Origin of the sequence: Bradyrhizobium yuanmingense, assembly GCF_029167105.1 — a bacterium.
Classification (GTDB): domain Bacteria; phylum Pseudomonadota; class Alphaproteobacteria; order Rhizobiales; family Xanthobacteraceae; genus Bradyrhizobium; species Bradyrhizobium yuanmingense_A.
Genome location: NZ_JARFML010000001.1, coordinates 506,946 through 521,605, shown reverse-complemented (window position 1 = coordinate 521,605; position 14,660 = coordinate 506,946). Strand labels below are relative to the sequence as shown.

The 14,660-nt window shown below is 65.7% G+C and carries 13 protein-coding genes and 1 other RNA gene; 5 read left to right on the top strand and 9 right to left on the bottom strand.

Annotated elements, in window-relative coordinates; all coding sequences use genetic code 11:
• Positions 1 to 265 precede the first annotated feature (265 nt).
• Entirely contained in the window at positions 266 to 1,036 is a 771-nt protein-coding gene (locus P0R31_RS02565) for an N-acetylmuramoyl-L-alanine amidase (RefSeq protein ID WP_430516788.1), read from the top strand.
• An 84-nt stretch (positions 1,037 to 1,120) separates the two neighbouring features.
• Here the strand turns inward: P0R31_RS02565 and P0R31_RS02560 are convergent, their stop codons facing one another.
• Both P0R31_RS02560 and P0R31_RS02555 read right to left on the bottom strand, forming a co-directional pair.
• The gene (locus P0R31_RS02560; RefSeq protein ID WP_275512713.1) at positions 1,121 to 2,353 is read right to left on the bottom strand and encodes an RNA polymerase sigma factor; all 1,233 of its coding nucleotides are present in this window, start codon (positions 2,351 to 2,353) and stop codon (positions 1,121 to 1,123) included.
• 135 nt (positions 2,354 to 2,488) lie between these two features.
• Complete coding sequence (locus P0R31_RS02555) at positions 2,489 to 2,842, bottom strand: YciI family protein (protein ID WP_275512712.1); 354 nt, start codon at positions 2,840 to 2,842, stop codon at positions 2,489 to 2,491.
• 147 nt (positions 2,843 to 2,989) lie between these two features.
• On the opposite strand from P0R31_RS02555, the gene rnpB reads away from it, so the two are divergent.
• Positions 2,990 to 3,419, top strand: an RNA gene (gene rnpB, locus P0R31_RS02550) — RNase P RNA component class A.
• A gap of 246 nt (positions 3,420 to 3,665) precedes the next feature.
• On the opposite strand, the gene P0R31_RS02545 is transcribed toward rnpB, so the two are convergent.
• Together P0R31_RS02545 and P0R31_RS02540 are read right to left on the bottom strand one after the other, a co-directional pair.
• Positions 3,666 to 4,379 carry an alpha/beta fold hydrolase gene (locus tag P0R31_RS02545; protein ID WP_275512711.1) on the bottom strand — a complete coding sequence of 238 codons (714 nt, stop codon included), beginning with the start codon at positions 4,377 to 4,379 and terminating at the stop codon, positions 3,666 to 3,668.
• 68 nt (positions 4,380 to 4,447) lie between these two features.
• A complete protein-coding gene (locus tag P0R31_RS02540) occupies positions 4,448 to 4,885 on the bottom strand; it encodes a DUF983 domain-containing protein (RefSeq protein WP_275512710.1) in 438 nt (145 codons plus the stop codon).
• 79 nt (positions 4,886 to 4,964) lie between these two features.
• Here P0R31_RS02540 and P0R31_RS02535 point away from each other — a divergent pair, with 79 nt between their 5' ends.
• Both P0R31_RS02535 and P0R31_RS02530 read left to right on the top strand, forming a co-directional pair.
• A complete protein-coding gene (locus P0R31_RS02535) occupies positions 4,965 to 6,335 on the top strand; it encodes a PLP-dependent aminotransferase family protein (RefSeq protein WP_275512709.1) in 1,371 nt (456 codons plus the stop codon).
• Between the two features lie 136 nt (positions 6,336 to 6,471).
• On the top strand, positions 6,472 to 7,215 hold the full coding sequence (locus P0R31_RS02530) for a sulfite exporter TauE/SafE family protein (protein WP_275512708.1): 744 nt from the start codon (positions 6,472 to 6,474) through the stop codon (positions 7,213 to 7,215).
• Positions 7,216 to 7,280: 65 nt separating this feature from the next.
• On the opposite strand, the gene P0R31_RS02525 is transcribed toward P0R31_RS02530, so the two are convergent.
• The 5 genes from P0R31_RS02525 to P0R31_RS02505 form a co-directional block, all read right to left on the bottom strand.
• Positions 7,281 to 8,687, bottom strand: a complete 1,407-nt coding sequence (locus tag P0R31_RS02525; RefSeq protein ID WP_275512707.1) for an MATE family efflux transporter — start codon at positions 8,685 to 8,687, stop codon at positions 7,281 to 7,283.
• 48 nt (positions 8,688 to 8,735) lie between these two features.
• On the bottom strand, positions 8,736 to 10,535 hold the full coding sequence (locus P0R31_RS02520) for an ABC transporter ATP-binding protein (protein WP_275512706.1): 1,800 nt from the start codon (positions 10,533 to 10,535) through the stop codon (positions 8,736 to 8,738).
• 73 nt (positions 10,536 to 10,608) lie between these two features.
• Entirely contained in the window at positions 10,609 to 10,788 is a 180-nt protein-coding gene (locus P0R31_RS02515) for a hypothetical protein (protein WP_275512705.1), read from the bottom strand.
• Between the two features lie 97 nt (positions 10,789 to 10,885).
• A complete protein-coding gene (locus P0R31_RS02510) occupies positions 10,886 to 12,472 on the bottom strand; it encodes a DHA2 family efflux MFS transporter permease subunit (protein ID WP_275512704.1) in 1,587 nt (528 codons plus the stop codon).
• Between the two features lie 29 nt (positions 12,473 to 12,501).
• Complete coding sequence (locus P0R31_RS02505; RefSeq protein WP_275512703.1) at positions 12,502 to 13,815, bottom strand: HlyD family secretion protein; 1,314 nt, start codon at positions 13,813 to 13,815, stop codon at positions 12,502 to 12,504.
• A 191-nt stretch (positions 13,816 to 14,006) separates the two neighbouring features.
• Here P0R31_RS02505 and P0R31_RS02500 point away from each other — a divergent pair, with 191 nt between their 5' ends.
• The gene (locus P0R31_RS02500; RefSeq protein ID WP_275512702.1) at positions 14,007 to 14,642 is read left to right on the top strand and encodes a TetR/AcrR family transcriptional regulator; all 636 of its coding nucleotides are present in this window, start codon (positions 14,007 to 14,009) and stop codon (positions 14,640 to 14,642) included.
• Positions 14,643 to 14,660 lie beyond the last annotated feature (18 nt).

Genomic DNA, 14,660 nt, shown 5'->3' with positions numbered 1-14,660 from the left:
CGGCCCTTAGCGTTAAGAAAGCGTTGCTCGGTTCGTGACAAGTGGAAAAGGCGACGATGGGTGATGCGTCATCCACACACATTGCCAAAATGAATCCGTTAACCGCGCCGCGCGATTGCGCGCGATGGAGGGTAAAGGAATAGTAAAGAGAAGGGCTTGCCCCACTCTCCGTCCATTTGAGCTGCTCATGCCCTCGGGTTCGTCCACGCCTGGATCTGATTCGAAGCGTCAACGCGTTCTCCCGGTTCCCAAGACCGTGGCGGGCCTGCGCACCTTCGAGCCCGATTCCTCGATCGTTTCCGACATCATCCCCTCCCCGAACCATGGCGAGCGCACCAAGGGACGGCAGCCGGACATGATCGTGCTGCACTACACCGGCATGCCCGATGTCGAAGGCGCGCTGGCGCGCCTCTGCACCGCCGGCACCGAAGTGTCGGCGCATTATGTCGTGCTCGAGGACGGCCGCATCGTGCAATGCGTCCCTGAATCGAAGCGAGCCTGGCACGCGGGCGTCTCCTCCTGGGCCGGCGAAGACGACATCAACTCCTGTTCGATCGGCATCGAGATCATCAATCGCGGCCATGACTGGGGCTATCCTGAGTTTCCGCTGCGCCAGATCGCCGCCGTGATCGCGCTGTGCCGCGGCATCATGCTCCGCCGCAAGGTGCCGGCGCACCGGGTGCTCGGCCATTCCGACGTCGCGCCCGCCCGCAAGAAGGATCCCGGCGAGAAGTTTCCGTGGCATTCGCTGGCCAATTCCGGCGTCGGCCACTGGGTGACGCCCGCGCCGATCGTCCGCGGCGACAGCCTGCTGCTCGGCACCATCAGCGACGCGGTGCTGAGCATGCAGCAGGCGCTCGCAAGGTACGGCTATGGCGTGCCCCTGAACGGCAAGTACGACGCTGCCACGATGGAAGTCGTCACCGCCTTCCAGCGCCATTTCCGCCCGGCGCGGCTGGACGGCATCGCCGATCACTCGACGCTGTCGACCTTACAGGCGCTGCTGGCGAGCCTGCCGGCGGACGCGACGAAGTAGCCGTCATTCCGGGGCGATGCGAAGCATCGAACCCGGGATCTCGAGATTCCGGGTTCGCACTTCGTGCGCCCCGGAACGACGGTGCTAGTTCTCCATCTCCCTCAACCGTCGCGCATAGAGCCTTCGCAACGGCTCGAGCTGCGTCGCCACCGTCGCCGCACGATAGGCCTCGCGCGCCTCCTCCGTCCTGCCGAGCCGCCGCAACAGATCCGCGCGCACGGCGGGCAACAGCTCATAGCCGCGAAGCCCGCCGCGCGCGGCGATCGCATCGACGAGATCGAGCGCTCGTGCCGGCCCATCGACCATCGACAGCGCCGCGGCGTGATTGAGCTCGATCACCGGCGACGGATTGATGCGCAGCAGCACCTCGTACAGCCCGGCAATCTGCGGCCAATCGGTCTCCTCGAAGCTCGGCGCACGCGCATGCAGCGCTGCGATCGCGGCCTGCACCGCATAGGGTTGTGGCCGGCCCGGCACGCGCAGCGCGTGCTCCACCAGCCGCAGCCCCTCGTCGATCTGCGCGCGGTCCCACAGCGAGCGGTCCTGCTCTTCGAGCAGGACGATGTCGCCGGCCGGCGTCTGTCGCCCGGCGCGGCGCGCGTCGTGCAGCAGCATCAGGGCGAGCAGGCCCTTGATGCCGGCGCGGTCGGGCATCAGCCGGTTCAGCAGGCGGCCAAGCCGGATGGCTTCGCTCGCCAGATCAGGCCGCATCAAGTCCGCGCCCTCGGTCGCGACATAGCCTTCGGTGAAAACGAGATAGATCACGGCGAGCACACCATCGAGCCGCGGCGCCAGCATCTCGCGTTCCGGCACCTCATAGGGGATGCCGGCAAGCCTGATCTTCTGCTTGGCGCGAACGAGCCGCTGCGCCATCGCCTCCTCGCCGACGAGGAAGGCGCGTGCCACCTGCGCCGTCGACAGTCCGCACACGGTGCGCAGCGTCAGTGCGACCTGCACCTCGGGCGCGAACGCGGGATGGCAGCAGGTGAAGATCAGCCGCAGCATGTCGTCGTCAAGCGTTGCGGTCGGCTCATCGGGTCCCAACGCGTTGAGCTCGAGCTCATGCACCAGCGCCTGCTGCTTGCCGCGGAACACAGCCTGACGACGGATGCGATCGATCGCCTTATGCTTGGCAACGTTAACGAGCCAAGCGCGCGGATTGTCGGGGACCTCACACGCCCAGCGTTCCAGCGCGACCGCGAACGCATCCTGGAGCGCGTCCTCGGCGGGATCGAAACCACCGACGAGACGGATCAGCGTGGCCAGCGCCCGCCCCGCCTCGTCGCGGAAGATTTTGTCGATCTCACCAGGGGTCATGTCACGCGATCACTCCCCTCTCGTCATTCCGGGGCGCGGCAAAGCCGCGAGCCCGGAATCCATAACCACGATTCGGGATATGGATTCCGGGCTTGCGCCTTGCGGCGCATCCCGGAATGACGAAGGTGAGAGCCGTCACTTCTCATAGACCCAGATCGGCCGCACCTCGATAGAGCCGATGCGTGCGCTCGGAATCCGCGCCGCGATCTCGATGGCGGCGTTGAGATCCTTGGCCTCGACCAGGTAATAGCCGCCGAGCTGCTCGCGCGTTTCCGCGAACGGACCATCGGTCGTCAGCGTTTTGCCCTCCCGCACGCGCACGGTCGTCGCCGTGGTGGTCGGCTGCAGGCGGTCGCCGGCCTTGAAATTGCCGCTCTGGATGATGTCCTGCGTGAAGGTCTGGTATTCGGCCAGGATCTTCTGGCTGGTCGCCTCATCGATCTTCGCGTACTCGACCTCGTTCTGGTAGATCATCAGCAGATATTGCATCGCTTCACTCCTGTGTTCGGCTGTGTTGCCGGCATCCAGTCGAACGGGTTGCGCGCCAAACGACATCTTCAGGATAAATTATTTGCAGGCAGCGTGCCGCGCGATATCGGCTTGACGAAACCGTCACAAATGCCCATGCCTTATCAGTCAGTCGGCCGGACGGCCGCTCCGGCAAGTGCCGAAAGGCCGCCGGGGAGGAAAGTCCGGGCTCCCTTGACATGCGGTGCCGGATAACGTCCGGCGGGGGTGACCCCAGGGAAAGTGCCACAGAGAACGAACCGCCCGCCTTCGCCCTTTGGGCTTCGGCGCGGCAAGGGTGAAAAGGTGCGGTAAGAGCGCACCGCGGCGCCGGCAACGGAGCCGGCAGGGCAAACCCCACCGGGAGCAAAACCGAATAGGGACGGCTTAAGCGGGCTGTTCGCGAAAGCGATAACGCCGCGGGGCGATGTCAGGCCCGCCGTCCGGGTAGGTTGCTCGAGGCCGTGTGCAAACATGGTCCCAGAGGAATGGCCGTCACGTATCGTTCGCGCAAGCGGACGGTGCCCTACAGAACCCGGCTTACAGGCCGGCTGATGTTCTAAAGCGTTTTCGAGCGAAGTGGGTTTCCGGTTCGCGTGAAGAAAACGCGTCTTGCCAAGGAAGCGACGAGGGGTTCGGTGCCAACGCATCGGACCCCTCACCATTTTGGCCGAGCGCGCAGCCATTCGACCTGTGTCATTCCGGGGCTCGCGAAAGCGAGAACCCGGAATCCATCGGGCGGCAGAGACTGCAGAGAAAAGGATTCCGGGTTCGTGCTGCGCACGCCCCGGAATGACAGCGAGAGTTACGCCACGATCTCGTTCAACACACCCATCAACGCCTCCGGCGCCGTCACATTCGGCGCGTGGCTGGCGTCGAGCTCGACATAGCGCCAGCCCTCCTCGCTCTTCGTGCGCTGGGCAAACTGGCCGAACACGTCGCCGGGCGGAAGGCGCGTGCAGTAGATGTAGCTGCGCGGCATCGCCGGCTCGCCATGTTCGAGCCTCAGGCGCGTCTCGAAGCACTTGATTGGCATCGGGACCCGGCGTGCATTGAGCCAGTCGAGATCGGCTTGGGGCGTGTCCGGCGGCGGCGGGTTCGGCGGGATGCGATAGCCGTCGCCCGAGCTGACTGCCTTGCTCATCGGCTCGCGCCCGCCCTCGTTGAGGTCGAACAGCGACTGGCCGTCACGCGGCACGAAAGCATCGAGATAGATCAGTTGCGTTACGCGCTCGCGCGCGCGGTCGGCGACGCCGGTCGCGACCATGCCGCCATAGCTGTGCCCGAGCAGCACGATGTCGCTGAGGTCCTCGAAGGCGATGACGTTGAGGATGTCCTGGATGTGCGTGTCGAGATCGACCGACGGATTGGCCAGATGCGCGCGCTCGCCGAGCCCGGTGTAGGTCGGCGCCACCAGGCGGTGGCCGGCCTGCGCCATCAGCGGGTGCATCTTCTTCCACGCCCATCCGCCGGACCATGCGCCATGACAGAGCAGGAAGGTCTTCGCGCGCGGGGCCATCGGCGTTTCCATCATTCTTGCTTGATACGATGGAGTGTAGCGGCATGCCGCGCGATGTAAACGCCGCCTCAGGCGGCGCGCGTGTCCTTCACCAGCACCGGCGCAAGCTCGCCGGCCTCGCGCCGCAGCTTGCCCGCCTCGAAACCGTGCATGCCGAGCTGCCATTGCAGGCCGACAATGGCGCCCTTGGTCGGTTGCAGCAGCGCGAGTGAGGCGAACAGCGTCACCGGCAGCCACACCGCGAGTTGCAGCCATTCCGGCGGCGCGTAGGCGGCCTCGACCGCGAGGATTGCCGGCACCACGAGATGGCCGACCACCACCATCACGAGGTAGGCAGGAAAGTCGTCGGCGCGCTGGTGAAACAACTCCTCGCCGCAATGGTCGCAAGCCTGCGCCACTTTCAGGAAACGGCCGAACATGTGCCCTTCCCCGCAATTCGGACATTTGCCGCTGAACCCGCGCCACATCGCCTTGGCCAGAGAGACCGTCGCCAGAGAGACAGACATGACCACACCTCTTCCTTTTCGCTGATCCATACAATATTATATTGCATCCATACATTCAAAGGTTATGGGCCCAAATTGCATGGAATGGATCCCTACAATCTCGGAGCTTTCGGGCCCGCGCTACCAGCGCATCGTCGAGGCGATGGAGGCCGACATTGCCGCCGGCAGGCTGGTGCGCGGTCAGCAGCTGCCGACGCAGCGCGCCCTGGCAAAGGCCCTCGGCATCGACCTCACGACGGTGACGCGCGCCTACACCGAGGCGCGGCGCCGGGGCATCATGGAAGCCAGGGTCGGACAGGGCTCGTTCGTGTCGGAGACCAGCGCGCGGCGCGCGGTCGACCTGCCGCACCCGGTCGCGATCGACCTGTCGATGAACGTGCCGCCGCACCCGCTGGAGGCGCAGCTCGACGAGCGCATCATCGCGGGGCTCGAAGCCTTGCGCGCGCAATCGGGCCTGACGGCGTATCTCAACTACCAGCCGCCCGGCGGCAGCGCGCATGAGCGCGAGGTCGCGGCGCGCTGGATGCGCGCCCGCGTTCCGCATGCGCAGGCCGACAGGCTGGTCATCTTTCCCGGCGCTCAGACGATCCTCTTCAATCTGCTCGCCCATCTTGCACGGCCCGGCGAAACCGTTCTGACCGAAGCCCTCACCTTCCCCGGCATCAAGGCCGCCGCGGCACTGCTCGGCGTCAAGCTCGTCGGTGTCGCCATGGATGAGGACGGCATCCTGCCGGACGCGCTGGCAAAGGCGTGCCGCGTGCATACGCCGAAAGCCGTCTATCTCATCCCGACGCTGCACAATCCGACCACGGCGACGCTTTCCGCCGAGCGGCGCGGCACTATTGCGAAGATCATTCGCGATGCCGGCACCATCCTGATCGAGGACGATGCCTACGGGCTGCTCGACCGCTCGGCCTCGCCGATCGCGAACCTCATTCCGGAACGGACATATCTTGCGACCACGTTGTCGAAATGCATCGCGCCGGCGCTGCGTGTTGCCTATCTGGTGACGCCCGACAACGGCGCGCAGCGGGACATGCGCACCTCCCTGCAGGCCACCGTACAGATGCCGGCGCCCCTGATGGTCGCGCTGGTGACGCATTGGATCGAAAACGGCGTTGCCGACCGCATCATCGGCGCCATCCGCAACGAAGCGGTCGGCCGCCAGCAGCTCGCGCAACGCGCACTGAAGGGTTTTCAGTTCCTGGCGAGACCGGCCGCCCATCATCTGTGGCTGCGGCTGCCGGAGGAGCGTCCCGATCTCGCCGCAGCTCTCCTGCGCAATGGGCTTGCGGTCGTCGCCGGCGATGCCTTCACGGTCGACGGGGCACCGCCGCATGCGGCACGCGTCTCGCTCGGCGCGGCCCGGAACAGATCGGAATTGACGGAAGCGCTGCGTATCCTGGTCGGCGCGCTGCAGAAGCCTGCCGATACGAGGCAGATCGTCTAGTCTTTGACGACGGCGGCGCTGGAACGCCGCAGATCACGCTTGCATGCGGCATGGATTGACCTCGATGCCGGCAGGCATGTTATGCGAGCCGTGCGATCAACCGTTCAGGGTCGCGCCCTGCGACAAGGACAATCCGTTGGAAACGCTCACCTACGTCCTGCTGCCGCTCGGCGCGCTCGCCGGCGGCTTCGTCTCGGGACTGGCCGGTTTCGGCACGGCGCTGATGGCGCTCGGCATCTGGCTGTACGTGCTGCCGCCCTCGCTCGCGGTGCCCCTGGTGCTGATCTGCTCGGTCATCGCCCAGACCTCGACGCTGCCCTCGATGTGGAAGAATTTCGATCTCTCTCTGGTCTGGCCGTTCCTGATCGGTGGACTGCTTGGCGTGCCGCTCGGGACCACGCTGGTCGCCTCGGCCGATCCAAAAGTGTTCAAGCTGAGCGTCGGCGTATTGATTCTGATCTTCTCGAGTGCGCTGTACCTCAACAAGAAGCCGCTCGCGATCAAAGTCGGCGGCCGGATCGCCGACGGCGCGGTCGGCTTTGCCGGCGGCATACTTGGTGGCCTTGCCGGACTCTCGGGACCGCTGCCGATCCTTTGGGCCAACATCCGCGGCTGGAACAAGCACGAGCGGCGCGGCATCTTCCAGCTCTTCAATTTCACCGTACTCGCCACCGCACTGGTGCTGCAGACAGCCTCCGGCCTCGTCGCTTTCAAGGTGGTCTGGCTCGCGGCCGTCGCGTTTCCGGGCACGCTGGTCGGCGCCTGGGCGGGCGCGCGCGTCTATCACGCGCTGAACGACAAGCATTTCGGCGATGTCGTGCTCGGCCTGTTGTTCCTGTCGGGCCTGACGCTCGTCTGGAACAGCATCGGCGCGCGTTAGCTCCGCGCCTCTTCGCGGCGCGCGTCATGCCCCCGGCCGGCGCCGGGGGGATAACCAAGCTGTCTCTATGCAGGCTCGCGGACGAGAGGTGCAGCGGGTTCGGGGCGCTCCTGCTCCGGGGCCCTCCCCTGAGGTAGCAATGTCAGGCGCTTTTTGAACTCGCCTCGCAACAGCCACACGCTCAGGACGGCCTGGAGTGCGACCGTCGCAAGCGACAAATACCAGACATGCTCCATCCGGAAGCCCGGCCAGGTCGAGAGCCAGATCGACGGCAGCGAGTAGGTAATCACCCGCACGGCCGAGGTCCACAACACCGGCTTGGTGTTGCCAAGCCCCTGAAACATGCTCGAGCAGGTGAAGATGAGCCCCTGCACCACCATATTGAGCGAGACGATGCGCAGAAAAAGCGACGCAACCGCCACCGTCTCCCGGTCCTGCGAGAAGCCCGCAAGCAACAGACCCGGCATGAGTTGCACGAGTACCAGGAAAACAATCATCACGGCGGTCGCGATCAGCGCCGCCTTGACGAAGGTCTCCCGCACGCGCGCGCCGTTGCCCGCACCGAAATTCTGGCCGGCGATAGGTCCTGCAGCAAGGGCGATGGCAAGCGCTGGCATCTGGATCAGGCCGAGGAGGCGCGTTCCGATGCCAAATCCTGCCTGCGCGGCCGGGCCGAACACGCCCAGCACGTAAAAGCCGACCCCCATGATGATGAAGACCATCACGAACTCGCCGCCTGCGGGCAGACCGACACCGAGGATCCGCTTCCACTGCGAAAGCCGCGGCCGCCACTGCGCGGGATGAAAGGCGACATAACGCTCTCGCTTGAGGAAGTGGGCCAGCAGCATCAGCACGCCGACGGCGACCGCAATCGAGCTCGCCAGCCCCGCGCCGGCGACGCCGAGCGCATGGCCCGTGCCGCAGCCCGAGATCAACACCGGTGCCAGCGCGATGTTGATCGCGACCGCGAGCGCGCGCACGACCATTGCGGGGCGCACGATGCCGGTCGCACGCAGCGCCGAAGCCAGCACCTGCATGGCGAATTCCAGCGCGAGCGCCGGCATGAACCACAACAGATAGGTGGTCCCTGCCTCGACCGTGGCCTGGTCGGCCGCGATCGAGCGCATGTAGGGGCGCGACAGCGCCGCACCGATCACGAGGGTCGAGACGCCCGCCAGCACCGACAGCACGACCGCCTGGTTGAAGATCAGGTTGGCATCCGCCCGGTCCTTGCGTCCCACGGCATGCGCGATCAGCGCCACCGTGCCGACGCCGAGCACCTGCATCAAGGCGTTGACGAGAAAGCCGGCATTGCCGGCCGCGGCGACGCCGGCAACCGCGGCATCGCCGAGGCCGGATACGAAATACAGATCGACCAGCTGGCAGATCATGATCGAGATCATGCCGACCATGATCGGCGGCGCCATCGCCAGGATGTGTCTCACGATCGAGCCGTGTGTCAGGTCCTTCATGTCATTCCATCCTCACGCGACGTGGCCGGCATCCGCCGGCCACGCGCGTCATTCCGCTGCTGCGATCCGTCCGAGCTCCACCACCTGGCGCTCGAACAGGCTGCGATAGATGCCGTCCGGCTTGCGTGCGAGCGCGGCGTGTGTGCCCTGCTCGACGATCTCGCCGCGATCGAACACCAGGATGCGATCGAGGCTCTTCACCGTCGACAGCCGGTGCGCGATCACGATCGAGGTGCGGCCCTGCATCAGCCGCTCCATCGCCTCCTGGATCAGCGCCTCCGATTCCGAATCGAGGCTCGAGGTCGCCTCGTCCAGGATCAGCACCGGCGCATCCGCCAGGAAGGCACGCGCCAGCGCCACGCGCTGCCGCTCGCCGCCCGACAGTTTCACGCCGCGCTCGCCGACCAGGGTGCCGTAGCCCTTCGGCAGGCGCAGGATGAAGTCGTGCGCATTGGCGAGCCGCGCCGCCTGCTCGATCGCCTCGAGGCTGGCGCCGGGCCGGCCATAGGCGATGTTCTCGGCGAGCGTGCGGTGAAACAGGATCGGCTCCTGCTGCACGATCGCGATCTGGCTGCGCAGCGATTGCTGCGTGGCGAGCGCGATGTCCTGCCCGTCGATCAGCACCCGGCCGCCGGTGACGTCGTAGAGCCGCTGCACCAGCTTGACGAAAGTGGTCTTGCCGGAGCCGGAGCGGCCGACGAGGCCGACCCGCTCGCCGGCGCGGATCGTCAGCGAAAGCCCGTCATAGAGCGGCGTGCGATGGCCGCCGTACTGGAACGTGACGTCGTCGAACACGATCTCGCCGCCTTCGATCGCGATCGGCCGCGCGTCGGGTGCATCGGCGATGCCGATCGGCTCGTCGTGGATCGCCACCAGTTCCTCCATGTCGTTGACCGAGCGCTGCAGGTTGTTGATGTGCATGCCGACGTCGCGCAAATAGGCGTGGATCACGTAGTAGCTCGTCAGCACGTAGGTGACTTCGCCAGGCGAGGCGTGACCTGACATCCACAGCAGCACCGATCCGCCGATCACGGACGCGCGCAAGGCCAGCAGCAGCGAGAGCTGCGCCATGGCGGTGTAGTTGTAGCGAAACCAGGTCCGCCGCACGCGCACGCGCCAGCGGTTGACGACGCGGGCGAGCCGAGCGTCCTCGCGCAGCTCCGCGCCGAACGATTTCACCACGGCGTTGCAGGTCAGCGCATCCGCCAGCGTGCCGCCGACCTTGGTGTCCCAGGCATTGGAGACGCGCGCGGCCGGCGCGATGTAGCGGGTCGAGAACAGCACCGTCATCGTGACATAGGCCAGCGCGCCGATCGCGATCACCGCGCCGAGCGAGGTCCAGTGCAGGCCGAGCAGGATCATCGAGCCGATCAGAACGACGAACGAGGGCAGCAGCGCCAACAGCAGCGTGTCGTTGAGCAGGTCGAGCGCCCACATGCCGCGGGTGATCTTGCGGACCGTGGAGCCGGCGAAGGAGTTCGCGTGCCAGTCGGTCGAGAAGCGCTGCACGCGTGTGAACGCCTCCTGCGCGACCTCGGACATGATCTGCAGCGTGAACGGCACGATCGCCTGCAATCCCGCGAGCCGCAGCACCATCGAAGCCGCACCCAGCGCCACGATCGCGCCGAACGCGACCAGCGCCGCGTGCCGCGCATCGGGGTCGGATGGACCTCGGGTCAGCGCGTCGATCAGGTGTCCGGAGAAGACCGGCATGAACAAATCGGCGGCAGTTGCGCCCAATAGGCCGCCGGCCACGACGAGGCCGCGCCCTGGCTGCTTCAGCCAGTGCTTGAACACGAAGGGAAGCACGACGCGAATCGCCGCGGGCTTCTTGCATAGAGCGGTCATGGCATCATCCGGCCGCTTCGCGCGGGCCGGCTCCATCGGTGGACGCAGGCCGGCCGCGAGGGCCGAGACGGCGTCACGTAAGACTGATTTTGACTTGGGAAACGAAGCGATCGGGACGCTTGGCCAAAACCTTGGCCCAATCGAAGCTGGCGGAAGAGGCCTCTAACAGGCCGCGTACATACCGAGCCAGAACGAGATCGAGGTCATCATCGAGCGCGGGCGTACGATCTGCGAATGCGACGAAATCATGCAAATCTCTCCCCGGTTCGGATGAATGAGGTGCGCTTTATAGATGTGTCGCCAGCCGATTGCAACGGGCCTCGCGCGAGTTCACGCACGAGTGTTGCAAATTAGTGCGCATCGCCGCCGGCGCCGAACGGCGAAGCCGGCTTGTTCAGCAGCGCGACCAGCAGGCTGAGACCGAGATAGAACAGCGTCAGCATCAGGAAGGCGTCGCCGAAGCTCATCACCACGGCCTGGCGATGCACGATCTGGCTGAGCTGCTTCATCGCCATCAGCGCGGAATCGCCGAGCCCCTGGAATTTCTGCTGGAGCATGGTCAGGGTTTCGGTCGCGGTCGCGTTGCCCCAGGTCACCCGCTCCTGCAGGCGGACGATGTGCAGGTCGGTGCGGTCGTTGAGCACGGTGTTGATGACGGCGAGGCCGACCGCGCCGCCGAGATTGCGCATCAGGTTGAACAGGCCGCTCGCGTTCTTCACCTTTTCGGGCGCAAGCGTGCCGAGCGCGACGTTGTTGGTCGGGACCATCGCGAACATCATGCCGATGCCGCGCAGGATCTGCGGCACCAGCAGCTCGTAGAAATCGTAGTCGCGCGTGATAAAGGTCATCTGGTAGGTGCCGATCGCGAACACGATGAGGCCGAATGCGATCATGTAGCGCATGTCGACCTTCGCCATGAGCCGGCCGACCAGCGGCGCGACCAGGAACATGGTGATGCCGGACACGAACATGGTCTCGCCGATCATCAGCGCGCTGTAGCCGCGCACTTCGGCGAGGTAGCGCGGATAGATGTAGGTCAGGCCGTAGAGGCCGATGCCGATGCAGAATTGCAGCGTGCATCCGACGGCGAAATTGCGGTCGGAGAAGGTGCGCAGATTGACGATCGGCTCGGCCGCCGTGAACACCCGCCAGAAGAAGGCGATGGCCGAGATGGCGCAGATCCAGGCGCAGATCGCGACGGACGTGTCCTGCATCCATTGATATTGCGGACCTTCCTCCAACACGTATTCCAGCGTGCCGAGGAAGCTGGCCATGAACAATAGGCCCCACCAGTCGAAGCGCTCAAGCAGCTCGAAATGCGGCTCGTCGAAATCGACCAGCGCCAGCACGCCCAATGTAATGCCGATGCCGGGCACGACGTTGATGAAGAACAGCCAGTTCCACGACATCAGGTCGGTGATGTAGCCGCCGACCGTCGGCCCGATCGTCGGAGCCAAGGTCGCAACAAGCCCGATGATGGGTCCGACGATGTGGAATTTCGTGCGCGGGAAAACCGTGTAGGCCGAAGCGAACACGGTCGGGATCATGCCGGCGCCGAGAAAGCCCTGCAGCGCACGCCAGAGGATCATCTCCTCGATCGTCGTGGCGAAGCCGCAGAGCAGGCTTGCGGCGGTGAAGCCCGCCGCCGAGATCGCGAACAGCAGCCGCGTGCCGAAGGCGCGCGACAGGAAGCCCGACAGCGGGATCGCGATCACCTCGGCGATCAGATAGGCGGTCTGAACCCAGGACACCTCGCTCGAGCTCGCCGACAGCCCGGCCTGGATTTCGCTCAAGGAGGCCGAGACGATCTGGATGTCCAGGATCGACATGAACATCCCGAACACCATGATGATGAACGCGAACAGCCGCTTCGGCGCAATGCGCTCCGAAGCGGGATCCGCCATCAAGGCAGGTGAAGCGGTGGTGGCGGTGGCCATGGCCTGACCTCGCAGCGCTCGGCTTCCGGCTACTGCGGATGGACCGCGGCGGGATGGTCGAGGTCGACCTCGCTGTCGGCGTCGGCGGCGCCCTTGTTGGTGTCGACGGTGGCGTAGACCGACATGCCGGCGCGGAGCAGGTTCTGCTTCGCCACCGATTTGGGCACGCGGATGCGGACCGGCACGCGCTGCACGATCTTGGTGAAATTGCCGGTGGCGTTGTCGGGCGGCAGCAGCGTGAACACCGAGCCCGCGCCCGCCGCGATGCTGTCGACCACGCCGGAAAACTTGCGCATGCCGTAGGCATCGACCTTGATCGTCACCGGCTGTCCCGGGCGGATGCGCTTGAGCTGCGTCTCCTTGAAATTCGCGTCGATATAGACGTCGTCCAGCGGCACGATGTTGCCGAGGCGCTGGCCGACCGCGACGAAGTCGCCGGTGTTGACCAGGCGGTTCGAGAACGTGCCGTTGACCGGCGCGCGCACCGCGGTGAAGCCGAGGTCGCGCTCGGCCTTGGCCAGCGTGGTCTTGAGCTCGGCAAGCTGGGCCTGCGCTTCGGCCTGCTGCGCCCTGGCGACGTCGACATTGCTGACGGCAACCTCGTAGGCGGCCTTTGCAGCCTTGACCGCGGCGGCGCCCTGGTCGCGTCCGGCCTCCGAGCTTTCGAAGGTGGCGCGCGAGGCAAAGCCCTTGCTGCTCAGCGCCTGCTGGCGCTCGTAATCGAGGTCGGCGCGCTTGAGGCCCGCTTCCGCGGAGACGAGCTGCGCATTGGCCTGGGCGACCTGACTGTCGAGTGCGGCGACCTGGCGGCCGATGCGATCGATGGTGGCCTGCTGGGTCGCGATCTTGGTCGCGGCGGCTTCGACCGCGATCCTGTAATCGCCATCGTCGATGCGGAAGATGATGTCGCCGGCCTTAACGGGCGTGTTGTCGCCGGCGAGGATCGCGGAGATGTGGCCAGCAACGCGCGCGCCGAGCATGGTGTTGTTGGCGCGAACATAGGCATCGTCAGTCGAGATGTAGAAACGGCCAACCAGCGTGTAATAGCCGGCATAGCCCGCAACGGCGAGCGCGAGCGCGAGGCCAACGCCGGTCAGCACGAATTTGCGCTTGCCGGATTTGGGCGCAGCGGCGGCGGGCGCTTCCGCCGCGGGTGCCGGCGGCTTGTCGCTCACCGGGCCCTCCGGCGCCTCGCGGGGCGGACGCTTCGCCTCCTCGGCGACATGAGGGCGCAGCTGCTCGGCAGGGAGTGCGGATGCCTCGGAGCCAGCATCGCCGCCCGCCCGGCCCTCCACCGCTTCCTGTCGAAGGACGCGAGCCGTCTGGTCTCTCGATGCGGCCATCAAGTCCTCCCCAAAAAGACGCAACCGCGGGCAGCCGCTGTGGCAGGCGGTCTCCTCGCTGGACCCTGAATATATTGACCGAACGGTTCGGTCAATCTAAAGATCATCTCCACAGAGCTTACTGCCGCGAATCCTTCGTTGGCGTTTCATGGCCCTGATCCGAACCAAAAAGCTTCCGAGACCCTAAACCAATGGTTGTAGCTGCCGGCGAACAATTGCACATCGTCCCGGACGAGGACAATTCCAAGCGCCGCCAGATTCTGGACGGCGCCCGCAAGGTGTTCATGGATCTTGGCTTCGACGGCGCCAGCATGGGCGAGATCGCCCGCGCCGCGCAGGTCTCCAAGGGCACGCTCTACGTCTACTTCGCCGACAAAAGCGCGCTCTTCGAAGCCATCGTCGAACAGGAGGCGCTCCAGCATGGCCAGGTCGTGTTCAGCTTCGATCCCGAGCGCGAGGCCGAGACCACGCTGAAGGAGTTCGGCCTCGCCTATCTTCACCTGGTCTGCCGCCCCGGTGGCGGATCCGCGATCCGCACCGTGATGGCGATCGCCGAGCGCATGCCGGATGTCGGCCGCCGTTACTATGCGCGCGTGCTGGACAAGAGCATCAACCGCCTCTCCGACTATCTCAAGGCCCGTGTCGCCGCGGGCGATCTCGAGACCGACGATTGCGATCTTGCCGCCTCGCAGTTCATGGAGCTGTGCAAGGCCTCGCTGTTCCTGCCCTTCGTCTTCCAGGCCGCACCCGCGCCCACGGAACAGCGCATGACCGAGGTGGTCGAGAGCGCTACGCGGATGTTCCTGGCGGCGTATAAGGCGAAGTAGCAGCGCGTTGCGCCTGTG